The following is a 25,932-nucleotide window of genomic DNA, read 5'->3' as shown; positions in this document are numbered from 1 at the left end:
TTACAAAAGTACATACGTGGTATAGCTCAGCACTAAGGTGCTGAGCCAAGTCATAGCTAAATGCTGTGGACTTTTTAATGCACTTAACACTAAAAGTGGTAGAAAGACATAAGGTAATAGGCTCACCGCACTCAGTCCTAATAACATATAGACAGGCACTGAAAAACAGACGGCAGCCGTCAGCACAATAATCCAGATACTCTGCTTTGCCGATTGCAGCTTATCTATACTCAACCAATATGCAGTGCGGTCGTAGACTTCAGGTTTGAGATCAATGGCAAGACTCGACCACCATAATAGATTTAAAGTCACCAGACCTGGAACGTAATTTGCCATCAGATCGGGGCGCTCTGCACTTAAGATCGCGCCAAACCATAGCACCAACACACTCATCACAATGCGCCAAAGCAACACAAAATAGTGGTTGTAAGCAAAGCTCAGCCAAAATGTCGTCAACCCTTTAACCATTACCGATAACGTCACTTTACGCGGTAGCAAAGCAGCACAGCCAAACACTATTAGGTTTACAGCAATCAAATACCAAGTAATTTCGACAACAGCAAAACTGATAATAGCTGTTATCAATAACCCAATACTGGTCCCCAAGGGTCGATAAATAAAACAAAGGGCAATGAAGAATTGCGTCACCGCAAAAAACAGTAAGTGCCACGCTTGCGTGATTTTCTCAATTCCAATCGAGTAGCAGAGAATTAGCGTCATCAATAATAAGGGATGAACAACCAGTACGGACAACCCATCCGCCACTTTTTGATGGATGGCACGATGGAGGATCGTGTGATGGTAACTTCTGTGCGCTTTGTCCAAAACCGCATCTCGAAACACAAATAGAATAAAGCTTTGCGCCGCAAGTAATCCCCATGCAATTTGTACCTGTGCAATGGGATTATCACTTTCTACAATTTTACCTATACCCATAAATAGTATTGCGATAAAACCTAACAGATAAACTTGAAACAATGCAGCTATCATCAAGCCAAATTGCTGAAGTTGCTGGCCTATCGCTTGCAGCGATAGGGAAAGTGATGCCTTTCTGTAACGATAGTAATAAAGCATATTAACTACCCTGCTTTGATGTTAAGGGAACAGAATGAAATCCAACTTGTAAAAAAGGTTCAGGCTCATGACTTGTCATCAGCACCATGCCAGCGTAGTTTTGCGCGAGCTCAACGATATACTCGCAGCCTGCCGCGTCCAAAGCCGCAGTAGGCTCATCGAGCAATAAATAAGGGGTATTACGCATCAAGGCATTAATAAGCTGAAGCTTCTTTTTGTTACCAGAGGAGAGATCCGCATAGCGCGTCATTAAAAAGGTTTCAAACTGAAAGTCGTTTACCAGCTGAGAAGGAAAATCACATTGCCATGCGGTTGATGTGAGAGTTAATAACTCTTTTGCACGCAAAAAAGCAGGAAATGGAATGTTGTCTGACGCAAGTGCAACAAGTGTTTGGCGTTTATCGATTTTCTTGTCTTGTAAAAGAATGTCGCCATTGAACGCATCATCAAGTCCAGCAATCATACTCAGTAAGGTGGTTTTCCCTACGCCATTCGGTGCCGCTAAACAAATCCTATTATGGTCAAACTGTTGTGAATAATTGTCAAACAGTACCTCTTTGGAGAAGCTTTTACTTAGAGATTTTATCGTTATCATTTTGCTCTACACTATAAATCCAAATAGAGATTTATATTTATGTTTAAAAATGTAGTTGTCATAAAACTTAACTTATTACAAAAGCTAATATTTATCACCTAGTTAGAAAGTAAAATGGCGTATTTTACGTACCTTATTTTGTAACAAAGCCTTACACACTACATTTTTTAACATCTTATAAACATCATTAAGTAACCTTTCATTTTTCCATCCTATACTCTTGCTCCGAAATCGCTTGAATAACGACCTATGTTCAAAATATTGATAAAGGAGATCAACTATGAACTTTCGTATCCTAACTGCAGCCACCCTATCCCTATTAGCGGTTGCATGTTCGTCTGAAGATGTCGAGACCGCTAACTTCGGTTCTGACATCTATAAAAACCAATATAACTTGGTTAATGCCACCGATTATGAAATTGCATTTCACCTTGCTAACACTGAGCTAGACGGTGATGAACGAAATGTCGCTGACGATAAATATCGCGTCAAAGTACTAGCTTCCGGTTCAGAACCCGTACGCATAACACACGAACATAACACCAACCGTGAAATCAGTTTTTATGCTGAGTCAGTCAACAAGCTTGGCATGGTAGAACAAGAAAAAATTAAGGTAAGTAATGACCGAGATTATCACTTTGTTGTAATGCAGGATAGCAACGATACCTTAGATATAAAGGTGGTTAGAAAGTCTAAAGATGATCACGATAATAAATTTACCGTACGAGTATTAGCTTCCAAAACAATGACATTAAATATTAACGGTTCAGACGTTGAATTTGATAAAGGAGAAGTCAGTAGCTGGTATCAAGTGGATGACTGTAATCAAGATATTATGATGGGTGATGAGGTTATAAGTCTTTGCAATGCATCACTAGACCGCTCTTACTTACTCGTCGTCGGTGAAACTGGATTAATGAGCACCGTTTTAGAATACTAATTAATCATCGCTTTTGAGGCTGCCGATATTCCGGCAACCTCAACGGTTAGCCGTCTAGATTTATATTTATAACGCATTTTTTATTCACAAAAAATTCAACTTTCTGCCGAAATAAGTCAATTCTATTCATTTTCAGATCCGACCATACAAAATAGTGACATTTGTCATAAGTCAGTTTTATTAAACTTTCCACGCGCAATAAAAATAGAGTTTTAGCTTTAAAAATCAATTAATTCTTTATATCTCATAGAGATAAAAAATAGCTATTAACAACTCCATATTGCAATCATTTTATAACATTTCAATTATGTTAACGTTAGATTTAATTAACATTAAAATGTCAAATTTTTCGTGTTGACACCCTGAAAACTCGGGCTTAACCTAGCCGCCGTTCTTAAAACACAACAATCAAAAAATCACATTTAATATTTTTTATTTACAAATAAAATAATCTTGTAACAAAGATAGCGACAATAGTATCGCGACAAAGCCGACCAAGTTAACGGATTGGCACACACGGGACGTTGGTTAAGTAGTACTCGCCTCTAACAAGTATGATTGGGTTTTCTAAACAGTTTCCCGTCATACAAAAATATAAGCATTGTGAAAATCACAATCGGATTCATTATTTTAGTCAGAGTAGGAAAGTCATGAACCAGTACAACACAGAAAAGGAAGCAATTCAGGTCGAGAAAAAGCTCGGTAGTATTGTTTTCATCTCGCAAGATCAATCACTTTCTCTGGAGTCAGTGCAAGATTACGCAGCTCAGCCCTTATCCAAAGTAAAATTGGACGAGTTGGCACTAAAAGCTAGAATCGAGCAAAACCGTCAATACCTGGACAATAAATTAGCAAATCAAGAAGATATATACGGCGTGACGACTGGTTTTGGTAACTCAGCAAGTAACCGTATTTCGACTTCTCTCTCTGAAGAATTACAACAAAACCTCATTGCTTATCATGGCTGTGGCGTTGGTGACTACCTTTCAGAGTCTGATTGTGCCGCGACTTTATTGATCCGTATGAACTGTAATGCCAAAGGCTTTTCAGGCGTTAGTTGGGAATTGCTGGCGCAGATGGAAACCTTCCTAAACAACCGCATCATCCCGGCTATCCCTTCTATGGGTTCAGTAGGTGCGAGCGGCGACTTAACACCACTTTCTTATGTCGGTGCCGCACTTGGTGGTAAGCGTAAGGTGTACTATCAAGGACAACTGCGTGAAACCGCTGAAGTATTAGAAGAGCTAAACATTGCGCCATACAAGCTAAAGCCGAAAGAAGGTTTAGCTATCATGAATGGTACTTCGGTTATGTCTGCCATCGCCACGAATGCGCTAAAAGACATCCGCCGCGGCATTGATTTAAGCTGCAAACTGATCGCGCTTTATGTCGAACTTATCGAAGGTCGTGCATCGCCATTCCATAAACGCGTACACGAACTTAAACCACACCGCGGACAGCAGATCTGCGCAGAGAAAATTCTAGAGCGCTTAACTAACGTCGATCAGCGTTTAGGTCGCAGAAACCGAACCGATGACAACATTGAGTTTGGCAAGCAAGAAACGTTCAGGTTACAAGATAGCTATTCAATTCGCTGCTCTCCGCAAGTGTTAGGTCCATTAATTGATGCTGAGATGTGGGCATCACAGATCCTAACGACTGAAATCAACTCAGTGAACGATAACCCACTATTTGATGATGAGAACGACCTTATCCTCAACGCGGGTCACTTCTACGGTGGTCACGTTGCAGCGGTGTGCGATACTCTCAAACCACTCGTTGCAAACATGGGCGCGTTACTAGAGCGTGAATTAGGCATTTTGGTTGATGATCGCCTTAACGGTGGAATTTCTAACAACTTGGTTGCGCGTGAAGATCTTGGCGACAAAGCTTGGGTACACCACGGTTTCAAAGCAATGCAAATTACCTCTTCTTCTCTTGTTGCAGAAGCACTTAAAAATGCAGGACCTATGTCAGTATTTTCACGCACAACAGAAGCACTAAACCAAGACATCGTCAGCATGGGCACTATCGCTGCACGTGACCTTCGTCGTATTACAGATCTTATCAAGCCAGTTATTGCTATTCAGGCAATGGCGATCCGCCAAGCATTTTATGTTGACGGGAAAGATGCGAAAGCAGAGAAACTCAACGCGCTTTCTCGCGAGTTTTTCGACGAAATTAGCAGCAACTTCCAACCAGTCATTGAAGATAGACCGATGGATGTCGAAATCAACAATATGGTTAACGCCCTATTTAATGAGCAGTAACCCTCTCTAAGTCATTTTTGAGATGACGATAACGCTATAGCTGGCAGCTTCACTGCAGCCAGCTAGGGCTTGTTGTTGCTCAAAAACCACTAATGAGACGTAAACTACACACCAAAGAAACTAAAAAGGATATAAAAATGAGTAGCTTAGAATCAATAACACAATTTATTAAACAAGACATCATTGTAGACAATTTAGAAGTGGTAGATAGCATTGATGAAATCGAAGATGATGCTCAACTTATCGGTGACGGTCTAGATCTAGACAGCATCGAGGTGCTCGATCTTGTGGTATCTATCGAGAAAAAATACAACCTTAAGTTCAAAGATTACCCAGAACAAACCATTCAAGAAAAAATGAAAAGCGTCAGTACCTTAGCTAGCTTTGTTCACGAACAAGTTGAAGCACAAACAACAGCTGAAGCTTGTTGATCTGACCGTAACCATTTTCGCTTGGAAGGACACCATGCAAACATACAGTGCCATTCGTTCAACACTCATGCAACTGATTGAAGCTGAGTTAGAAGTAGATAAAGAACAACTAGACGTACTAAGTGACGACGCCAATTTAATTGAGGCGCCACTGTTTCTCGACTCGGTCGACCTTATGCAGTTATCTGCTGCATGTAAAAAAGCGTTCCAATTAAAAGACTTGGGCGAATTGAGCACTGTAACTTTGGCGACACTAACACGTCAAATAGCGTTAAACTTAACGCAACAAAAACAAGCAACACCCTTAGAGACTTGGGCAGATCAAGTCACCTCTCTCAAAGAGACCGATTTACTAGCACTGATACAGCGTAGTCTAGAGTGTGAGATCAACGGTCAGGCTCGTCTTATCAAAGACAGTACGCCATGCGATATCATTGTGAGCACTATGGTGTTATTAGCACACAATATCACTCCGGTATTAAGTGCGAATACAGCCGCGAACACCAATGCGTTTAGCTGGCGAGAGCTCACGCTTGCCAATCAAGAGGTGGAAATTCCGTTTCATTCCATGACGGCATTTTTACAGCACCATAGCGATAAGACAATTGGCTTTGAAACGTCAGGCAGCACAGGTAAGCCACAAACTTGGCATAAATCCATCGCCTCACTCCATGCAGAAGCCGTCACCTTTGCTGACACTTTCTCGTTTGACGCAGTAGATTATTTCTGTGCTTGCGTAGATATCCGCCACATGTTCGGTTTTATTTGGGCATTTATGCTCCCTCTGCAGCTAGGCAAACCGGTGTGTTACGAACTCGGTTCAACACCGGATTTACAACCTGTAAAAGACAAACAGGTAGGTGTGATCTTAACGCCAACTATGTTTGACTTTGTGGCCGATCAGTTAAATCAAAACCACTGTTATTTAATAAGCTCAGGTGCACCATTCAAAGGTGAGAAAGAGCAAAAACTTGCCGACCTTATTTCTTACCTATCACTTTCAATACAAGCTTTTGAAGTACTAGGAAGCACTGAAACCGGCGGTATCGGCTATCGTCCATTAGGCAACAACGAAACGCACTTTACTAAGTTCACTGCCGTCGACATTTATCAAAATGGCGAGCACAAAACCATGTTGAGATCGCCGTTTTTAGTGGCTAATTGTGAAGAGTTTGAGCTCAAAGATAAGCTGATTTTCAGCAATGAAAATCAATTCACACACGGTGGGCGCGCAGACCAAATATTTAAATATGCAGGTAAACGCTACTCGCTACAAAGTATAGAAAAAATCCTCCAAGAACGCTTTGTGGGACTTCGCCATCGCGTGTTTTTTATCGAGGACAATAACAATAATAAAGGGGGCGAGCTGGTCGCCTTTGTCGAAGGACTATCTTGCATCCCTACCCTTCAGGACATCAGAAGTTGGTTTAAAGATTTACCCACGCCGCAGGTTCATTTTTTGGCGCAATTTCCAGAAAACGAACTCGGCAAAATCACCCTCTCGGCACTACAGGAATGCGTACATGAATAATAAACAACAAACTTTCATTACTGGTTATGGTGTGCTCTGTGCAGCAGGCGAAAATCGCCAAGCGCTGCTAACTAGCATCAAGGAAAACCGCACTGGTATTGACCGCATTAATCGTTTCGACACACAGGGACTAACACACAATGTTGGGGCGCTCGCTATCAACTACGAGAACCACAGCGCAGAACATTTTGATATGGATCTGGCGAGCCAATACGCTATCCATGCCGTTACAGAAGCACTTGAGCATGCAAATTTAGCCTTAACTCAGATGGACAACACCCGTGTGGCATTTCTTCTCGGTAATGCAAACTGCGGTATGTTTTCATTGATGGAGAGCCTTAAAGGTCAGCACCAACTGGGGTTTAAGTTTTATCCACCACATCAAATTGCAACCGATGTCAGCCGCCACTTCGGTATTCAGGGCCCTGTAATGACTTTCACCTCGGCCTGTACCGCAAGTAGCAGTGCCATTGCTTTTGCAAAACAACTTATCGAAAACGACCAAGCAGATGTCGTCATTGCTGGCGGTGCGGATGCCCTGAGCGAGCTGGTTTACGGCGGCTTTCAGTCGGTACAGTCCTTGAGTCCTGAACCTTGTGCTCCGTACAGCGAAAAAATGGGATTAAGTTTAGGTGAAGGCGCAGGCTTTTTAGTATTTGAATCACAAACACATGCTAATCAGCGTAACGCAACGCTGCGATATCAGTTGCTCGCGACAGGGTCGAGCTTAGATGCTCACCACGCTACAGCGCCTAACCCCGAGGGCGATGGTGTACGCCGCGCTTTTACGCAGACATTGTCCTATGCGCCCGTTGCAGCAAGTGCTATTGAATATATCAACAGCCACGGGACTGGTACGCCAGCAAATGATGGCGCAGAACTAAAAGGGCTCCAATCAGCCATTGGTGAACAGGCCATGCGCGACGTCTCGGTTTCAAGTAGTAAATCTTACTTTGGTCATACCCTTGGTGCCGCTGGTGCCGTAGAACTTATTTCAACTTTGGTCAGCCAGGATGAAGGACTTCTACCAGCAACACTGGGTGTCGACTCAATAAGGTCGTGTTGCCAAGCGTATCAATTAGTGACAAATCAGGCCAGATCTCAGGTTGTTGATGTTTTTGCGGTGACTAACTCAGCGTTTGGTGGTCACAACACCAGCATGCTACTCAGTAAACACCAGAAAACGTCGATTAACACGGCGACAAAACCGGTGTATCTACTTGCCGCCACCAGCCTGTCTGATACTGAAGTGTACAATGCTAGACAAAATAGTACCGACCACTTTGCTGAATTTAACTTAAAACAGCAGTTCCCAGCACTTTTCCAGCGCCGTACACCGTGTGTTGCACAATTTGCCTTGGGTGCCTGTCAATTTACCTTACAAGACAGCGATCTCGATCTAGCGCAATTACCACTGCCAGAATTCGCAGCCTACTATGCTAATCCCATTGGCTCGCTGGAAACCTTAGATAAAAACCTTGCATCATTTCAAGATGGCATTGCAGAGCTAAAAAGTACGCATTTCCCCAATACCGTCGTCAATGCCACATTAGGGCAACTGGCGCTCGGCTTTGGCTTTAAAAACTCGGCCACTTGTGTGAGTGATTTAGGCAATGACTTTTTACATGCACTTTGGAGCGCAGCACTTGATATGCGTGAAGGTCGAAGTCGATATGCGATGGTATGTAGCTCGCAAGACGATACTGCGCTCTCGCAGCAAGTCTGGGCTGCACATCAATTCCAAGCAGATATCGGTCATTATTCCAGCGCAGCACTCTTGGCAACCAGCGAGGTGTTACCGGCAGGCTACCAACCTCTCGCAGAAATTATTGATTTCATTCAAATCAATGATGCGCAGCAGCATCAAGCACTAGACAGATTATTGGCAAGCAATGCTAGGAAGCTAAGCCAAGTGGGCAATGTCGTGTTAAGTACTCATCACGACGAAGCGTTTGCCACCATTGCCGCAAGCTTGGACAGCCATTTACCACAAGCTCAACTTATAAAATATCAACCACAAAACATGCCTCTACACAGTACAGAATTAGCAGTGCGTGCGCTAATGCATGCACTCAACACCCCAGCTGGTGATACCGAGTTAGATCAAACCCTACTCCTAAGCGTTAATCTCGCGGGAAGTATGACGGGATGTATTTTACGAACAGTAAGGAAATAAGATGACGACCGTGATCGAAGTGAAGAACTTAAGGAAGGTCTACAAAAGAACACGAAAAGTTGCCGTCGACGACGTCTCTTTTAGCGTTAGCGAAGGCGAATGTTTTGGACTCCTTGGGCCCAATGGCGCCGGAAAAACCACGACGTTGGAAATACTTCAGGGCTTGCGTAGTGCAACATCAGGTGAAGTGACGTTATTCGGTCTTAATTGGAAGCAACACGAAACCAAACTTCGCAGCCTTATGGGTGGCGTGATGCAACACAATAACCTCTACGAAAAACTCAAAGTAAAAGAGTGCGTCGAGCTATTTGCCAGCTTTTACCCAAGCTACACGCCAATTGATACGCTGCTTGAGCGCTTCAATTTAAGCGAGAAAAAGGACGCTTGGCTAAGCGAGCTCAGTGGTGGACAAAAGCAACGCGTATTTTTGGCGATGGCAGTGGTTGGCCAGCCCAAGTTGGTGTTTTTAGATGAGCCAACTACGGGACTTGACCCCACGAGTCGCCAAGAGTTTTGGCACATCATTAAAGATCTCAAAGAAGCCGGTACCTGTGTGATGTTAACGACGCACTACATGGATGAGGCAGAGTTCTTATGCGACAACTTAGCCATCATTAATTCAGGTCAAATCATAGAGTCAGGCGCGCCAAGCGACATTATTAATCGCACCTTTGAGACTCCGGTGATTAAAGAACCCAGAAAAGCCACACTCAACGACGTATTTTTGAAACTCACAGGTTCCACGATGGAGAGGGAAAGTTATGCCTGAGTTAAGTCAAACTAAGCTATATCCATTTTGGCAATTAATGATGGTCAATATTCGACCTTTTTTCCGTGATAAAGCGGTATTGCTATGGACATTCGGTTTACCTATTTTCATCGCCCTATTGTTGATCCAAGCCTTCTCAGGTGGACCAAAAATGTCACCTATGAATGTGGTGGTGATGCATGGCGAGCAAATTGAACAGAAATGGCTAAAAGCGATGGAAGAAGATCCACTCGTTACCGTTACCCGCCTCTCACAAACCGATTCAATTGTGCTGGAAGACAGTTTTGCTTCTGCTCAGCTGGCGGAAGTGATCAGCTCACCAGGCTCGGTGCTACGTAAGCTGCAAAATGAGGTGAGCCCTGAAGTCTACCTTGCCCCCAACGCTATGTTTTCTACTCATAACTCCGATGAGTCGTTAATGGCACGTAACTATCTATTGCGTCTTAAAGCGCAAGCTAACGGCGAAGAGATGCGAAGCAATGTCATTAGCGTCAAAGGTTATCGTTACACTGACTGGTTGATCCCTGGGATCATCGTGTTACAAGTCCTTGGTTTAGCACTGGTGTCGATTGCCAACAGTTTAGTTTCGGACAGACAAAACGGCTTTTTTAAACGTCTACGCCTTTCTCCTTTCAAGCGCCGTGATTACATCATTGGGATCGTACTCGCACGCTTATTCTTACTGGTGTTCCAAATGCTGATTCTGTTCGTCGCCTTTCACTTTTTATTTGGTTACACGCTGCAAGGAAACGTGCTGGATATCATTGCGGTAATGGCACTCGGTTCATTTTGTATCTGTATGCTCGGCGTGTTGGTCGGCGCCCGTAGCCAACGGGTTGAAGTCTCATCAGGGATAGCTAACTTACTTTACTTTCCGTTGATGTTCTTATCAGGCATTTATTTCGACACTGCTAACTTTCCCACTCTACTGCGAGAAATAGTTTCGTTACTGCCAACCACTGCGTTTTTGGATGCACTGCGCTTAGTCGCAAACCAAGGCGTTGAACTGGCTGCGGTAAGTCGTCAATTGATTATTTTAGGCGTCACCAGCGTGGTGTTCTTCCTCATCGTTTACTTCTGCTTTGACTGGGGAGATGAAAAATCATGATCACCGATAACTTGCCGCACAAGGCACCATTTAAGTTTGCAGACAAGATAATCGAACACTCTCCAGGAGAGATGATTGTTGGATTGAAGTTCGTCTCGCATAACGAGCCTGGCCTGCAAGGACATTTTCCGGATGAGCCTATTTTCCCAGGTGTGTTAATCATTGAGACCATGGCGCAGATCAGCGGCTTGTGCTGCAACAACACGCACACAGGAGGCATGCTGTCTTCCATAGAAAGAGCCAAATTTAGTCGCCCTGTTCGCCCCGGTGAAATCATTAAAGTAACGGCAAAACTAGAAACTGAATTTGGTGCGATGGCACGCTTTAAAGCACAAGCACACGTTGAAGATGAGTTGGTTGCAAAAGCCGAACTCACGATTGTTTACACGGATTAAGGAACTTGGTTGTGTTAACTGGAAAGACAGTAGTAGTGACTGGCGTATCCAAAGGGATAGGCAAAGGGATCGCACTCGCCTTTTTGCAAGGTGGTGCTCGAGTATACGGTATTTGTCGCACACAAACCCCCATCGCGGAGTTACATAAACCTGAGTATCAAGCTCGTTTCACTCAACAAAGCGGCAATATTACCGACAGTGAGTTCGTCAATTCCGCTATTCGCCAAGCGATAAGCGACACGGGTCGGGTTGATGTGTTGGTGAATAATGCTGGGATCACGGATGATAGCTTGTTCTCTCAGATGTCGTACGACGCTTTTCATAACGTGTTAGATATCAACTTCAAGGGTACATTGCTGTGTTGCCAAGCGGTATTGCCAGTCATGACTAAGCAAGGTGCAGGCAAGATTATCAACATGGTGTCGCAAAGCGGAATAAGCGGACGAGAAGGCCAAGCCAACTACGCGACCTCAAAAGGCGCAATTATTGGCCTCACTCGGACTATTGCACGGCAATATGGTCACTGTGGTATTTACTGTAACGCACTCGCTCCGACGTTTATTGCAACCGATATGATTGATGATATTCCCGCAAGCATTATCAACCCGGTGCTTAAACATACCGCACTAGGTCGTGTTGGGAGTGTCAAAGAAATTGCCGATGCCACGCTATATCTCGCTTCTAGCGCCTCAAACTACCAAACTGGAAATGTGCTTCGTTTGGATGGAGGGCTTGCGGTATGAATGCTCAAGCGTTTATTTTACTTTATCCAACAAGTGAGTTTGATAGCCACTTCGTTACCCATTTGCTGTCGCAAAAACATCCGTTACTCCTTATCAATGCAAGTGCTGAAGTGCTCGCGCATAATCCAGAAGCGAGCCATATCCAACTTTGCGCTCCCCTCTCGGAGTTAAATACCAATGCATTACTAGATTGGTTTGAAATCAATAATAATCAGCAAGAAGTGATGGTACTGCATTGTGCCAATCGCCTTGATGAAAGCAACCTACTCGAAGACATTGCCGTTGGTGAGCAAGTGATCGCACGCCTAGAAAGCGCATTTTCGGCACTCAGAGTCATCGCCGACAACCTCAGAGTGAGTGGTGGAAACCTCGTCTTTTTAACGCAATCCGACACCTTAAATTACGAGTTAGAGGCCACCGCTAGTGTCTGTAACCACGCTCATAACGCATTGATGATGACGCTCGCGCGCGAATATCAAGGTAGCAAGCTGGCAGTTAACAGTTTTGTGTTACCGCTACTGGCTACCGATAGCAAAGCCGCAAGGATCCAAAAGCGCAACCTAAAAGGAGGCGTACTGGGTGCACGACCTGCGGTATACAGCTATCAAGACTTGGTGGAATACCTAGTCAACTTTATGAAAACCAACTCCATGCTCACCGGTCAATCCATCGCATTCACACCAACGCTGGAGCTCAAGCTATGATGCCGGTTGACTTATACTGTTTCCATCACGCAGGTGGCTCTTCTTTGTTTTTTAGGGAATGGGCCAAACATTTACCTGCGCATTGGCAACTCCACGGCATCGACTTACCGGGCCGTGGTACTAAAGCAGGTATGCAATCTTTACGGGACTGGGATGAGGCACTTGGTCACCTAAGTAGTAGCACGCAACTTCAGCCGCGTAGTGAGCGGCTGTGCGTTTTTTTTGGTCACAGCCTTGGCGGAATGGTGGCTTATAAGCTTGCCGATCATCTTGCTAAACATGCACTGACAACACCGGATTTACTCTGTCTATCTGGGTGCCGCGCGCCAAGTATTCCCTCAGCTACCCAGTACTCAAAATTGACTGACTCGGACTTGCTCACGACTTTATATCATCTCGACATGCTGCCTAAACATCGATTAACGAAGGATGTAGAAGCGGTTGTGGCTGCCATGTTTAAAGACGACTTTATGTTAGCCGAGCAACCCGTCAGTACAGACATTACGTTGACGATGCCGGTCGAACTGATCCTCGCCACACAAGATCACTTGGTTAAGCCTGAGTCACACCAAGCTTGGTCTGAGTACTGCGAGAACCATTTTCAGCACCATCATGTCGATGGTGGTCATATGTATTTACAACAACGCCCAACGCTGGCGTGTGAGGTGATTGTCGCCGCAGTAGCGCGACACCTAGCACGCTTGCAGCAAACAAAATACCAAAAAGCAAACTGGCAAAAGCCGTTGTGTTAAGGCGAAAAAACAAGGATCACGCAATGAACTCACTGTCCAATTCCGCCAATTTCAAGTCTCTGACAACGAGGCAACTTCACGTATGGCAAGCCCAACAGCTTGATTTGGCAAATCCAGTATATAACATCGCTTGCGCGGTACAATTTACCGGCGGGCTCACACCCGAGGCACTAGAGCAAGCCTTGGTGTTGCTATTTGCAAGGCACCCTGTTTTATCGAGTCGTATTGATGAGGCTCAAGGCGAACCACAACTCGAATTATTAGCCAGTGCCCCTAAGTTATTAGCCGTGCCCGATGAGCTTGCCGCTTTTAGTGACTCTATCACCGCCAAAACCTTAATTGAGCAAGCCATCGATATCACTAAAGAGACCTTTCAATTCTACGCTTGTAGCTCGGAAACTCGGTTGCTATTGACCATCAAAGGGCATCACATCAACTGTGACCAGTGGGCATTGCAAGTACTGATGAGCGATTTACTCGCATGTATAGAAGCGGTGCTTGATAACTCTGAACTTGATCTCGCCCCCCTTGATTATCAAGTGATGTTTGAAGAAAAGCCTGAGCGTGCAGCAACCTCACAAAAGAGCGAACTCTATCCTATCGATTTTTACCAGAGTAATACTGAGGCACTAGCGCACCATTATGACGGCATCGCGTTTCGTGAAGAAAATCCAGAGGCACTCAAACAAGTAAAACAGGTGGCCTCTCAAGCTGGTGTTACGAGTTTTAGCGTCGTGCTTGCCAGCGTCTTTTTGACTTTATTTCATACCACTGGGCAAACCGATTTGACCATAGGGATCCCGATGGCTCGCCGCACCCGTAAAACACGCGCGATCTTAGGTCATTACTCAGACGTTGAAACGGTTTCTATTTGCGATATTGAGCAGTACACAGGTGCATCGCTTATCAGTGAAGTCAGTAACCAGCTCACCCAATTACTGCTTTCAGGAAATAATAATAAAGACGCTGCAAAGCATATTAATGTCACCTGTAACTACTTAGCCAAGCTAAAAAGCAATGGCATTCGTCCAGGGATCACCCCGTTGATGATTGGTCGCCAAGGGTACGAACTTGCTTTGGGCACAGCGGGAGATACCATTATCAAAGGGGTATCCATTGAGCCTGGTGTTTCACAATTTGATATCGAATTTACGCATTTTGAAACAGAAGGAGGCCTTTGTCGTAAAGTGGTCGCCGCTAAGTCTGTCTTTTCTCGCGTGGCAATGACACGGATCACCGATATTCAGGCGCGCTTTATTGAATTACTTACCCACTCTAGCGACCTTAATATTGCCGAACTGCCGGTACTGGATGAAGAAGAGCAAAAGCTTATCTTGGCGCGCAGCAATCAAGACAATGAAACGTTCTTTTCCGACACCACTTTAAATCACTGGTTTGAACAAACGGTAAGTAAGCACCCAGATCAAATCGCGCTACAAACCCAAACACAATCTATCGATTATAAAACCCTTAACGCCAGAGCCAACGCCCTTGCCTTGCATTTACGGGAGCAATATCAGTCTCAGTATCAACAACCCCTCACTGCCGATACGTTAATTGCGCTGTACATGCAGCCTTCTATCGAGATGCTGATTGCAATTCTTGCTGTCACTAAAGCGGGGGCGGCATATGTGCCGCTGTCTCCCGACCATGCCAGCGAGCGAACAACCTTTATTCTAAGTGATACCAACCCAAGCCTGTTGATCGTCGACGAGCAAGAGTATGCCGCCGCACAAGACAAATGCAGTTTGGCGGAGGTGGCTTGCCCATTAATTACGCCACTTAATGCCCAGCAACAAAGCGACACAGTACCTGCCATCAGCCAATCACCGCAGGACTTGGTATACATCATTTATACCTCAGGTACGACTGGCCAACCAAAAGGCGTGATGCAAACTCATGAAAACGTCGCTCGATTGTTCACGGCGACGGAGCAAGATTATGGCTTTGACCATCACGATATCTGGGTGCTTTACCATGCCTATACTTTTGACTTTAGTGTATGGGAAATGTGGGGTGCCCTACTTTATGGCGGTAAACTCTGTATTCCTGACAACAGCCTGATCCGCGATTTTGAGGCCTTTGCAGACTACTGCTCAGACAATCAAGTGACTGTGCTTAATCAGACTCCTGCCGCATTCTATGAATTTAGTGCAGCGGCACTAAACGCAAAATTGAATTTTGACAAACTGAGGTATGTGATTTTCGGCGGTGACAAACTCAACCCCGAAATGCTCAACCCTTGGTGGAACTGCTACGGCGATGAACAGCCGCTATTGGTCAACATGTATGGGATCACTGAAACCACGGTGCATGTCACCTATAAAGCACTCACGCAACAATCAAGTTCTAAAGCCTCTCATATCGGTAGACCCATATTAGATATGAAAGCGTACGTGCTAAATTCCAAATTGCAGTTGGTCGAACCCGGCGCCTGCGGTGAGTTATATATTGGCGGTGCGGGTCTTGCTCGTGGTTATTTAAACCGCGAAGCGCTCAGTCAAGAACGCTTTATTAGCAGCCCATACGCAAGCGAACAAGACATTCAACAAGGACGAGCCAGACTGTATAAGACCGGTGACTTGGCAAGACGCCTACCGGATGGTGAGTTGGAGTATATCGGTCGTAACGATAATCAGGTGAAGATCCGTGGCTACCGTATTGAACTGGGTGAAATCGAAAGCGTGATCAACCAATTGCCAGAAGTTGCCCAAGCGGTGGTTATCGACCGTACCTTACAAAGTGTTCCCTACCTAGCCGCTTATATTAAGTTTAAGCCACAACATCACGGCCAAACTGCCCAAGTGAAAGCCCACGTAAGTCAAGCGCTCCCCAGTTATATGCAGCCAAAAACGTGGACTGAGCTTGCGGAAATACCTTTGACTGGCAACGGTAAATTAGACCGTAAAGCGTTGCCAGAGCCTGAATTGGTGAGCCAAAGCGAATATGTGGCGCCGCAAGACGAAACGGAAGCGCAACTGTGTGAAGCATTTAAAACTTTGCTTGGTGTTGAGCAAGTGAGCACCAAAGATGATTTCTTTGCCATCGGCGGCGATTCTATTCTCACGATTCAACTCGTTGCTTTACTCAGAAAGCAAGGCATTGAACTGCAAGTAAAAGATATCTTTGACTGTCCAACTGCAGCGGCGTTGAGTCAACGTATTGTTAGCGTACAAGCGACTCAACGAGAGATAACACAAGAGCAAGGCCTACTGAGCGGACGCTTTGATCTACTGCCAATTCAACAATGGTTTTTCAATAAAGCACTACCGGAGGAGAATCATTGGAATCAAGCATTTGCAATTAGGATCCCAAGCGGCTTTAGCCAAATTCAATTACAAGAGGCACTACACAGTTTAAGTGATCAACATGATATGTTGCGCACAACCTTTATGGAATTTGAAGGCCATATTACGCAAGAATATAACGATGTTAGTACGATGGCGCCACTCAACGTCCTTAACGGCAAGTCACACGATGTACAAGCAGAGCTCAACGCGCGACAAAGCCAGTTCGATATTTGTAATGGCCCACTTTGGCAAGTTACACATATCGAAGCGTTTTGCGAAGACTACGACCTGCTTCACTTTGCGCTTCACCACTTAATCATTGATGCGGTTTCTTGGCGGATCATCGCGCAAGATCTGCAAACCCTTTTAGCACAAGGTGAGTTGCTGAGTAAACGCACCAGCTATCGACAGTGGGTAGAAATGATGCAAGCTTACCCGGCAGCACACCCACAAGAAATGGCATTTTGGCAGCGTTTAGCAACCAACTTGCCAAGCTATCCGCCAAGCATGGCTGCAACACCGTCAACCGCGTGGTTAGAGCTAGACGCGCACACCACGGCCCGCTTAATACGTGACGCGAATGCTGGCTTCAATACGCAAGGTGAAGAGTTACTACTGGCAGCTTTGTGCCAAGCATTGAGTAAAACCTTTAAGCAAACTCAGCATGCTATCACGTTGGAAAGTCATGGTCGTGAAATGTGGCGTGATGATGCTGATATCAACCAAACAATTGGCTGGTTCACTTGCTTGTACCCGCTACGCCTGACTCAACAAGCGACACTAAGCGACACCATTATTGATGCCAAAGAAGCGCTACGCCAGATCCCAAATAAAGGTCTTGGTTTTGGTAGTGCACAACTGCAAGACACCAGCTTAACGTTGCCAAGTATCAGCTTTAACTACCTGGGCCAAATGGGTGGGCAAAGCGATGCGCTTTGGCAGATAGACAACCAACTGCAAACCGAGACAAGTTCTGCACAAAACGGCTCGGATCTGATCCTCGATATCAATGCGCTAGTTCAGGGCGAACAACTCAGGATCAAAGTGGATTCATTACTAGATGGCAATCTTACCGATGCCTTCGCTACTCACTTAACACAAGCGCTGCATGATGTATTGGATACGGCGCTCGAGGCGAAAAAGCGCGGCGGTGTAAGCACCCCTAGCGACTTTGGCGCGGGCTCACTTTCTCAGGATCAACTAGCTGCACTGCAATCCCAGTTAAGTGAAACACAACTAGAACAAACCACGACTCAGTCTGAAAAAACACAAGAATTAGAGATTTAAACCATGTTGAATTTATGCCAATCACTTGCAAAGGATAACATTGCGCTTTGGGCCAATGGAGACAAACTTAAAATTGTCCATGGTGAGCAAGGACTCAGCCAACAATGGGTTGACTACCTCAAAGCAAATAAAGCCGCATTATTAGATTACCTTGTATCGCAGCAAGTTTTTTCCGAACAAGACTTTGAACAGTTACTAGCGACTGAGCATAAAAAGGCATCTGAGATCCGTGCCATCTTCGATGCTAACAGTATGCAAAAAGGTTTTGTTTATCATCATCTTGCCCAACCAAATGACGATGCTTACCGCGTTCAGTTAGTCATCGATTACCATCAAGCACTCGATGTCGATGCTTACCAACAGGCTTGGATCTTGGCATCAATGCGTTACCCTGCGCTACGTACCGCGTTCAACTGGGAAAATGAAATCATCCAAGTGATCAAAGGAGGGGCCGGATTTACCCCAAATCACTTCAGTTTTCAAGACTTCAGTACGTTAGACCACATTGAACAACAGACACGTATCGATAAGCTCATTCACGACGACCGTAATACACCTTTCGATTTGACTCAACCGGGATTAATGCGTTTTGCTATCGTTAAACGCGCTGATGCACATTACACCCTAATTAAAGCAGAACACCATAGCATCAGCGATGGCTGGAGCTTTCCGGTGATGCTGCAAACCGTGCATCAAAACTACGCCAAACTAACCAAAGGCGAGCCGGTCATTGTTGAAGAAGAAACGGCTTACCTACAAACACAAGCGCGCTATCAGCAAAATCAAAAATCTAGCGATAGATATTGGCAAAACCAAAAGGCACAATTTGGTGAGCCCAATGATATCAACCGCTTATTGAGTAAAAATATTGACCAATCTGGCTCGTCACAGATCCAAAAAGCAGCGGCGAGCGAATTAAAGCTCTCTTCAGAGCGCCATCAACAGCTCAAAGCATTTGCTAAACAACACGGACTCACGCTGAACGTCTTAATGCAATTTGCTTGGCATAAAGTACTGCAATATTACTGCGACGCTGAGCAAACCATAGTAGGCACAACGGTCTCGGGTCGTGAACTACCCATTGACGGGATCCATGCCAGTGTTGGTTTATATATCAATACCCTACCTCTTTCCCTTGATTGGCAAGAAACGGCCAGTATTCGCACCCAGCTTACAGCGCTGAAAGAAAAAATTGCAGAACTTAACGGCAACAGCAGTGTTTCACTGTCGCAACTACAAGAGCCGAATACTCGCCTGTTCAACAGTCTATTTGTATTTGAAAACTATCCGACGCCAGCGGGACAAGACGTACTCGAATGGTCGTTCGATAAGATGATTGAAAAAGTAGACTATCCGCTCACCATCAGCATTGTTGAACAACAAGATATCTTGCTACTTAAGTTGAGCTTCTGCGAAACCATGCTGGCACCAAGCAAAGCACAGCGATTGCTCACCCAAATGACATTGGTGTTAGATGCCATTATTGCTGATGAAAACCAGCCGCATAGCCAAATTTCTTTGTTAAGTAATGATGAGCGAGCACCAATGGTTGAGATAGACGAGCATGCGGATTATTTGCACTCTACTATTCATGAATTGGTTGCTCAGCAAGCACAAAAAACGCCAACTCGAATAGCGCTAGTTGAAGACGAAATGCAGCTGACCTATCAAGAATTAGAACAAAGCGCGAATAAGCTTGCCGCCTACATTAAAGATCATGTGGACGTTAGCGCTAGCCATCGCTTTGTTGGGCTTTTCTGTGAACGCTCTATTGCAATGGTAATCGCAAAACTGGCTATCCTAAAAGCGGGTTGTGCTTATGTACCGCTTAACCCTGATTATCCAGATCAGCGCATTGAGTATATGCTCAACGACACGCAACTTGGTTTGATTTTAACACAAAGCGAGCTGCGCCCGCGTATCGAAACACTCGTTGCAAATTGTGATGCAGAGCCGCAAATTACTTGCTTAGATAGCTTGTCTTTGTCTGATGCAGCGCCCGTACTGTCAGGTGCACATGCGCAAACCGAAGCCTATGTGATCTATACATCGGGTACGACAGGTGAACCAAAGGGCGTGGTCGTTCCACACCGTGGCGTTGTTTCTTTGGTACAAGATACTGATTTAATAAACACGTCAGAAAACGACGTGTTTATTCACCTATCTAATCCAAATTTTGACGCCGCAACGTTTGAAATTTGGACACCACTGATAAACGGCTGCAAATTGGTTGTAGCAAGTGCGCAACAAGGCGCGGATCCTGACAGCCTATCAAGGTTAATTAAACAACACGGTGTTAGTGTACTTTGGCTAACGCGCACACTGTTTGATTCGCTATATTTACAACAACCTGATATTTATGACAATGTCCGCTGCGTACTAACAGGCGGTGAGGCAATCACTCCAAGCATAGTCAAACGCATTCTCGCCAGAGATACGCGACCAGAGTTGGTGATCAACGCGTATGGCCCAACTGAAAGCACGACATTTACCACTTTCTATCCATGCGCCAATATTGATGGCCCGGTGCCCATCGGCCAAGCCATTAATCATCGCCAAGTATTATTGCTTGATAAATATCTTAATCCAGTGCCATACGGCGCGACAGGCGAGATATTTATAGCAGGAGCCGGACTTGCATGTGGCTACCTTAATAAACCCGAAATGAGTGCTGCGCGCTTTATCGATAACCCCTTTGCAAGCGCAAAGGCCAAACAACTCGGGCTAGATAAACTGTATAAAACGGGAGACTTAGGACGTTGGTCCGAGTCTGGCGTACTAGAGTTTTTAGGCCGTAACGATCACCAAGTGAAGGTCCGCGGGTTTAGGATTGAGCTTGCTGAAATAGAAGCACAACTCAACGAATTGGCGCAAGTGAAAGTCGCCGCTGTGGTGGTATTCGAACAAGCGGGCAACAAGCAACTTGCCGCATATGTGGTACCAGAGCACGGCGAGTTAGACCTAAATGCAGTAAAACAGGAACTGGCTCAGGTTTTACCTAGCTATATGATCCCAAGCTACTTTGAAGTGATGTCGGCGTTACCGTTTAACAACAATGGTAAGCTGGATCACAAGCAATTGCCTACTCCAACCGTGGTGGATGAAGACAACTATCAAGCACCGAGCAGCGAATTAGAAAAACAATTGTGTGGTATTTGGCAGTCAGTATTGGGCCTAGAGCAAGTGGGCGTTAATGATGACTTTTTCAAAGTCGGTGGCGATTCTATTGTCAGTATTCAACTTGTGTCTGCGCTGCGTAAAGCTGGCTTTAACCTTCAGGTTAAAGACATCATTGACGCCCCAAGCGTGGCAGCGCAGGCCTATTTAATTCAACACGTTAGCACTGAAACCATTGAACTTATCACGGAGCAAGGTAGGTTAAGTGGTGAGTTTGCACTACTGCCTATCCAACAGTGGTTTTTCGATTTAGGGCTACCAAATCCACACCATTGGAACCAAGCATTTACCCTTAACTTACCTGAACACATTGAACACCCGGGGCTGACTCAAGCTATTCAAGCGCTGAGCGAGCATCATGACATGCTACGTTGTCACTTTGTTCAGACCAGCAACGGGGTAAAACAAGCGTACCAAGCGGCAATAGAGCTTGAAGTCCCATTACTTGATGCAACGGCTCTGAGTAAAGACGCGTTATTTAACGAATTGACCAAACTACAAAGCCAATTTGATTTATTCAATGGCCCCCTGTGGCAGGCAGCGTTGGTGAAAACGGCCGAGGGCAGTCAGGTATTCTTTGCCTTCCATCATGCCATTATTGATGTGGTATCGTGGCGGGTGTTAAGCCAAGACTTACAAACCCTATTAAATGGCGAAACGCTGACAGACAAACTCACCAGCTATCGTCAATGGGTAGATGCCATTGCCACCTACCCTGCGACTCACCCAGAACAGGCACAGTATTGGCAGCAAGTACAAAAAAGCTTTACCAGCCAACCTACTTACTCAGCGCAGTCACAATACAGCATAAGCTTTGAACAAGAGACGACCGAAAAGCTGCTACGAGATGCCAACCTTGGTTTGAATACTGACATTAACGACTTGCTTTTGGCGGCACTCAATATTGCCCTACACAGCACTTTTGACAGTACCGTTAATCATATTCAACTTGAAGGTCATGGTCGTGAAAATATAGATCCGCGCTTGGATGTGTCGCAAACCTTAGGCTGGTTTACCAGTATGTATCCTGTGCGCCTTGAACATCACGACGACGTGATTGCAACCATCGCAAACACCAAAGAAATGCTGCGCCAAATCCCGGATAAAGGCGTGGGTTATGGCGCTTTTGTGCAAGCAGGCAAAGTCAGCGCAATTCGCCCTCAGGTGAGCTTTAACTACCTAGGTCAATTGAATCAGCAACAACAGCAAAGCCGAGACTGGCAGCTGGATGATACTCAAGCAGGCTATGTGATGACTGCGGCAAACGCTCAGGCTGACAATGCACTGCTACTCAACATCAATGGCGCAGTTCGCGGTGACAAGCTTCACTTTGATGTGGTTTCGAGGTTGAACCAATCACAGTCGCTGGCATTTGTTGAGCACTTTGAAATGGCGCTTCACCAGGTCATTAATGCAAGCTGCGAACTAGCCGTACAAACACCGCAGCAAACTCCTAGCGATTTGGGGTTAAGCGACTTGTCTTATGGGCATTATCAAGCGCTGAGCAAGCACTATAATATCGAAGCACTTTACCCAGCAAATAGCTTGCAACAAGGCTTTATCTATCATGCTGTTAACTTCCCAACGGATGATGCCTACCGAGTGCAATTGGTCATGGATATTGAACAAGCGCTAGAGGTTGAACACTTTATTCATGCCTGGCGTTTAGCGTCGCTTCGCTTCCCTATTCTACGCACCGCTTTTGATTGGCAAGAATGTCTACTCCAAGTGGTGTGTCGCGACGCCAGTATTGATGACAGTCACTTCACCATAGTAGATCTATCATCCCTTGACGAGCACGGCCAACAGCAAGCCATCAGCAAAGCTCAAGCCGCAGACCGACAAGTTCCGTTTGACCTAAGTCAACCGGGGCTTATTCGCTTCACCTTGTTTAAGCGCAGTGAAAACCTCTACACACTTATCAAAACCGAGCACCATGCCATTAATGATGGCTGGAGTGGACCGTTAATGCTGCAAGCTGTCGCGGGGTATTATCGCCAGCTTTGTGCAGGGAAAACACCAGAGGTGCAAGCGCAGCAAACCTATTTAGAGGCGCAAGCTTATTACCTTAAAAATACCAAGCAAACTCAAACATACTGGCAGCAACAACAAGCCGAATTTGACACCGCAAACGATATTAACTTGTTGCTTGGTGGCCAATATGACTTGTCGCAAAGTCGAATTGTTGAACAAGTGCAATCGGTACAGTTTAGCCTTCAAGGCGAGGCGTTTAGGTCGCTACAACATACTTGTCAACAAGCTGGCGTAACCCTCAACGTTGCATTGCAATTTGCTTGGCATAAGTTACTGCAAACCTATTCTGGTGATAGCCAAACGATTGTTGGTAGCACAGTTTCCGGTCGTGAAATTCCAGTCAATGGGATTGAACAAGCGGTCGGTTTGTTCATCAACACCTTACCTTTAGTGGTGAATTGGCAAGCAGAAGCAAGTTGTAATGACATTCTCAAAGCCATTCAAAAAGGCGTAGCTGCACTCAATAGCCACAGCGACATGAGCTTGTCGAAACTGCAACGTGATGGTCAACGCTTGTTCCATACCCTCTTTGTATTTGAAAACTACCCGACTCCAGAAAATACCGGCAGCTGGAAGTTTAGAGAATCAATAGAAAAAGGCGACTATCCGCTTTCTGTGGTGGCTCAAAGCGAGCAAGACCGCTTAGACTTTGTGATGCATTACAACGGGGAATGGCTGAGCACCGCACGGGCAGAGTGGATCCTTGACCAAGTACAAGCTATTTTGGTTCAGCTTGGGGAGCGACTGACACAAAGCCATCAAAGCATTAGCTTGGTCAATAACCAAATGCAGACAACGCTAAGCCAATGGCACAACAACGCCGAGTCGTTTGCCACCGATAAAGATCTGGCCAGCTTAGTAGAGCAGCACGCCGCTAACACCCCAGAGCAAGCGGCCATGTTAACCAGCAGCGGTGAAACGCTGTCTTATGCCGAAGTGAACGGTAAAGCCAATGCCCTTGCACAGCAAATCCTTGCTCAGCACCCCAAAGCCCAAGCTGGCCTATTGCCTGCCGATACCCCTATCGCTCTCTACTTTTCTCGCAGTAGCGAGATGCTTATTGCTATTTTGGCCGTGCTCAAAGCCGGTGGTGCCTATGTGCCTGTTTCACCGGATTACCCAGAAGCTCGGGTTGAGTTTATTTTAACCGACACCAACACCGACTTAGTGCTAACGCAGGAAAGCCACTTGCCATCTCTTGAGCCTGTACTTGGAAAAGCCACAGCGCTCGGCGTGAAGGCGCTCGGCGTAAACACCCATGCGCTGGCGGTGGAGCACGAGAACTTAGTGCGTCCAACCGCGTTGGCTAACTTGGCTTATATCATCTACACCTCAGGGACAACCGGACAACCAAAAGGCGTAATGCTCACGCAGCACAATGTGCTTTACTATCTTCACGCCTTAACCAGCCAGTTAGGTGACAAGTATCGTAATATCGACTTTTCTTCTAACTACTGTTTTGACCTGTCGGTGACCACCACCTTATGCCCGCTCCTTGCTGGACAAACGGTGTGTGTCTATGAAGGCGATATTCTTGATGCCGCCGCTTTTAGAGCTCACCTAAATGCCGCGAACGTTGGCTTTGTGAAAACCACACCCAGTCTTGCCATGGCGCTATTGCCTGGCAGCGATGCACAAGTTGATGCCCTAATGCTCGGTGGTGAGGCGCTGACTGAGCAGGCCATTGCCGCATTAAGCGACCATGTGAACGCTATTTTCGATGAATATGGCCCCACGGAAGCCACAGTCGGTGCGATGCTCGCGCAGGCCTATCCACGTCTTCATCAAGGCATAGGTAAAGCCTACCCTAACGTTAATCTTCATGTGTTATCTGAGTCGCTGCAGCCCATGCCCATTGGTGCACCTGGTGAGTTGTACATTTCAGGCCTTGGGGTTGCCCGTGGTTACTTAAACCGCCCTGAGCTCAATGCCGAGCGTTTTATTGATAACCCGTTTAGTCATGACCCCGCCCATAGCAAGCTTTACAAAACCGGTGACCTTGCCCGTTTCCTAGACAACGGCGACTTGGTGTACCTTGGTCGCAACGATGAGCAGGTGAAAATTCGTGGTTATCGTGTCGAACTAGGCGAGATTGCCGCTGCTATTGTCGACCAGCAAGGCGTACAAAACGCAGTGGTGATTGATGTGCCTGCACCGCAAGGCAAAGCGCTGGCCGCTTACCTTGTTGCAGAGCCTGACCTTGAAATTACCGAATTAAAGCTCGCCCTAAGTGCTGCTTTACCTGAATACATGGTGCCAAGTCACTTTACCTTAATCGAGCATATTCCACTTACGGGTAACGGTAAGCTTGACCGCAAGGCACTCCCTGCGCCAGAGCTTCAAGCCGACAACCTTTATGTGGCACCACGCAATGCCTTAGAGACCCAACTTTGTGAGATTTGGCAGCAGGTACTTGGCCTTGAACAAGTGGGCATTGAAGATAATTTCTTCAGTATCGGGGGGGACTCTATCTCGGCTATCCGGTTGATGAATGCATGCAATAAAGCACTGGATTTAAACATCCCAATTTCAGCCTTGTTTGAACATACCCATATTGCCGCAATCGTCGACAACTTAGAGACGCTGAGTGTGGATATCGAAATTAAAGCAGACTCCGGATCACAACAAGAACAAACTAATAGCATGAGGATTTAAC

At 45.7% G+C, this 25,932-nt stretch carries 15 protein-coding genes; 13 read left to right on the top strand and 2 right to left on the bottom strand.

Going from position 1 to position 25,932, the window contains the following annotated elements:
- Both CTT31_RS05535 and CTT31_RS05530 read right to left on the bottom strand, forming a co-directional pair.
- Positions 1 to 1,074 (bottom strand): DUF6136 family protein, encoded by a 1,074-nt coding sequence (locus tag CTT31_RS05535; protein WP_211859513.1) that lies wholly within the window; start codon positions 1,072 to 1,074, stop codon positions 1 to 3.
- Position 1,075: 1 nt separating this feature from the next.
- The gene (locus tag CTT31_RS05530; RefSeq protein ID WP_211859512.1) at positions 1,076 to 1,669 is read right to left on the bottom strand and encodes an ABC transporter ATP-binding protein; all 594 of its coding nucleotides are present in this window, start codon (positions 1,667 to 1,669) and stop codon (positions 1,076 to 1,078) included.
- Between the two features lie 280 nt (positions 1,670 to 1,949).
- Between CTT31_RS05530 and CTT31_RS05525 the strand changes: the two genes are divergently transcribed.
- The 13 genes from CTT31_RS05525 to CTT31_RS05465 all read left to right on the top strand — a co-directional run bounded on the left by CTT31_RS05525 (position 1,950) and on the right by CTT31_RS05465 (position 25,931).
- A complete protein-coding gene (locus CTT31_RS05525; RefSeq protein ID WP_010606260.1) occupies positions 1,950 to 2,609 on the top strand; it encodes a hypothetical protein in 660 nt (219 codons plus the stop codon).
- A 650-nt stretch (positions 2,610 to 3,259) separates the two neighbouring features.
- Positions 3,260 to 4,879: an HAL/PAL/TAL family ammonia-lyase gene (locus tag CTT31_RS05520; protein WP_010606259.1), complete on the top strand. Its 1,620-nt coding sequence runs from the start codon at positions 3,260 to 3,262 to the stop codon at positions 4,877 to 4,879.
- Between the two features lie 137 nt (positions 4,880 to 5,016).
- Positions 5,017 to 5,310 carry an acyl carrier protein gene (locus CTT31_RS05515; protein ID WP_017218121.1) on the top strand — a complete coding sequence of 98 codons (294 nt, stop codon included), beginning with the start codon at positions 5,017 to 5,019 and terminating at the stop codon, positions 5,308 to 5,310.
- Positions 5,311 to 5,344: 34 nt separating this feature from the next.
- The gene (locus CTT31_RS05510; protein WP_045965009.1) at positions 5,345 to 6,841 is read left to right on the top strand and encodes an AMP-binding protein; all 1,497 of its coding nucleotides are present in this window, start codon (positions 5,345 to 5,347) and stop codon (positions 6,839 to 6,841) included.
- Positions 6,834 to 9,017 (top strand): beta-ketoacyl-[acyl-carrier-protein] synthase family protein, encoded by a 2,184-nt coding sequence (locus tag CTT31_RS05505; protein ID WP_260492164.1) that lies wholly within the window; start codon positions 6,834 to 6,836, stop codon positions 9,015 to 9,017. Before CTT31_RS05510 ends, CTT31_RS05505 begins: the two co-directional genes overlap by 8 nt.
- 1 nt (position 9,018) lies before the next feature.
- Positions 9,019 to 9,786, top strand: coding sequence for an ABC transporter ATP-binding protein (locus CTT31_RS05500; RefSeq protein WP_010369407.1), 768 nt, complete (start codon positions 9,019 to 9,021; stop codon positions 9,784 to 9,786).
- Entirely contained in the window at positions 9,779 to 10,894 is a 1,116-nt protein-coding gene (locus CTT31_RS05495; RefSeq protein ID WP_010369409.1) for an ABC transporter permease, read from the top strand. The genes CTT31_RS05500 and CTT31_RS05495 overlap by 8 nt, the downstream gene beginning before the upstream one ends.
- Positions 10,891 to 11,289 (top strand): 3-hydroxyacyl-ACP dehydratase FabZ, encoded by a 399-nt coding sequence (fabZ, locus tag CTT31_RS05490; protein WP_260492163.1) that lies wholly within the window; start codon positions 10,891 to 10,893, stop codon positions 11,287 to 11,289. The genes CTT31_RS05495 and fabZ overlap by 4 nt, the downstream gene beginning before the upstream one ends.
- An 11-nt stretch (positions 11,290 to 11,300) precedes the next feature.
- Entirely contained in the window at positions 11,301 to 12,032 is a 732-nt protein-coding gene (locus CTT31_RS05485; RefSeq protein ID WP_017218125.1) for an SDR family NAD(P)-dependent oxidoreductase, read from the top strand.
- Complete coding sequence (locus tag CTT31_RS05480) at positions 12,029 to 12,736, top strand: hypothetical protein (protein WP_045965006.1); 708 nt, start codon at positions 12,029 to 12,031, stop codon at positions 12,734 to 12,736. The genes CTT31_RS05485 and CTT31_RS05480 overlap by 4 nt, the downstream gene beginning before the upstream one ends.
- A complete protein-coding gene (locus tag CTT31_RS05475) occupies positions 12,733 to 13,488 on the top strand; it encodes a thioesterase II family protein (protein ID WP_045965004.1) in 756 nt (251 codons plus the stop codon). The genes CTT31_RS05480 and CTT31_RS05475 overlap by 4 nt, the downstream gene beginning before the upstream one ends.
- A gap of 23 nt (positions 13,489 to 13,511) precedes the next feature.
- Complete coding sequence (locus CTT31_RS05470; protein ID WP_260492162.1) at positions 13,512 to 18,065, top strand: non-ribosomal peptide synthetase; 4,554 nt, start codon at positions 13,512 to 13,514, stop codon at positions 18,063 to 18,065.
- 3 nt (positions 18,066 to 18,068) lie between these two features.
- Positions 18,069 to 25,931, top strand: a complete 7,863-nt coding sequence (locus tag CTT31_RS05465) for a non-ribosomal peptide synthetase (protein WP_260492161.1) — start codon at positions 18,069 to 18,071, stop codon at positions 25,929 to 25,931.
- Position 25,932 lies beyond the last annotated feature (1 nt).

Source organism: Pseudoalteromonas maricaloris (assembly GCF_024746855.1).
Classification (GTDB): domain Bacteria; phylum Pseudomonadota; class Gammaproteobacteria; order Enterobacterales; family Alteromonadaceae; genus Pseudoalteromonas; species Pseudoalteromonas maricaloris.
Note: the sequence above shows the minus strand (reverse complement) of the source record. Positions and strands in the feature narration are given on the sequence as shown.

Coding starts and splice junctions, on each gene's coding strand:
- CTT31_RS05510 (WP_045965009.1), top strand. CDS start 5,345: ATGCAAACATACAGTGCCATTCGTTCAACACTCATGCAACTGATTGAA.
- CTT31_RS05535 (WP_211859513.1), bottom strand. CDS start 1,074: ATGCTTTATTACTATCGTTACAGAAAGGCATCACTTTCCCTATCGCTG.
- CTT31_RS05505 (WP_260492164.1), top strand. CDS start 6,834: ATGAATAATAAACAACAAACTTTCATTACTGGTTATGGTGTGCTCTGT.
- fabZ (WP_260492163.1), top strand. CDS start 10,891: ATGATCACCGATAACTTGCCGCACAAGGCACCATTTAAGTTTGCAGAC.
- CTT31_RS05525 (WP_010606260.1), top strand. CDS start 1,950: ATGAACTTTCGTATCCTAACTGCAGCCACCCTATCCCTATTAGCGGTT.
- CTT31_RS05470 (WP_260492162.1), top strand. CDS start 13,512: ATGAACTCACTGTCCAATTCCGCCAATTTCAAGTCTCTGACAACGAGG.
- CTT31_RS05465 (WP_260492161.1), top strand. CDS start 18,069: ATGTTGAATTTATGCCAATCACTTGCAAAGGATAACATTGCGCTTTGG.
- CTT31_RS05520 (WP_010606259.1), top strand. CDS start 3,260: ATGAACCAGTACAACACAGAAAAGGAAGCAATTCAGGTCGAGAAAAAG.
- CTT31_RS05530 (WP_211859512.1), bottom strand. CDS start 1,669: ATGATAACGATAAAATCTCTAAGTAAAAGCTTCTCCAAAGAGGTACTG.
- CTT31_RS05495 (WP_010369409.1), top strand. CDS start 9,779: ATGCCTGAGTTAAGTCAAACTAAGCTATATCCATTTTGGCAATTAATG.
- CTT31_RS05500 (WP_010369407.1), top strand. CDS start 9,019: ATGACGACCGTGATCGAAGTGAAGAACTTAAGGAAGGTCTACAAAAGA.
- CTT31_RS05515 (WP_017218121.1), top strand. CDS start 5,017: ATGAGTAGCTTAGAATCAATAACACAATTTATTAAACAAGACATCATT.
- CTT31_RS05475 (WP_045965004.1), top strand. CDS start 12,733: ATGATGCCGGTTGACTTATACTGTTTCCATCACGCAGGTGGCTCTTCT.
- CTT31_RS05480 (WP_045965006.1), top strand. CDS start 12,029: ATGAATGCTCAAGCGTTTATTTTACTTTATCCAACAAGTGAGTTTGAT.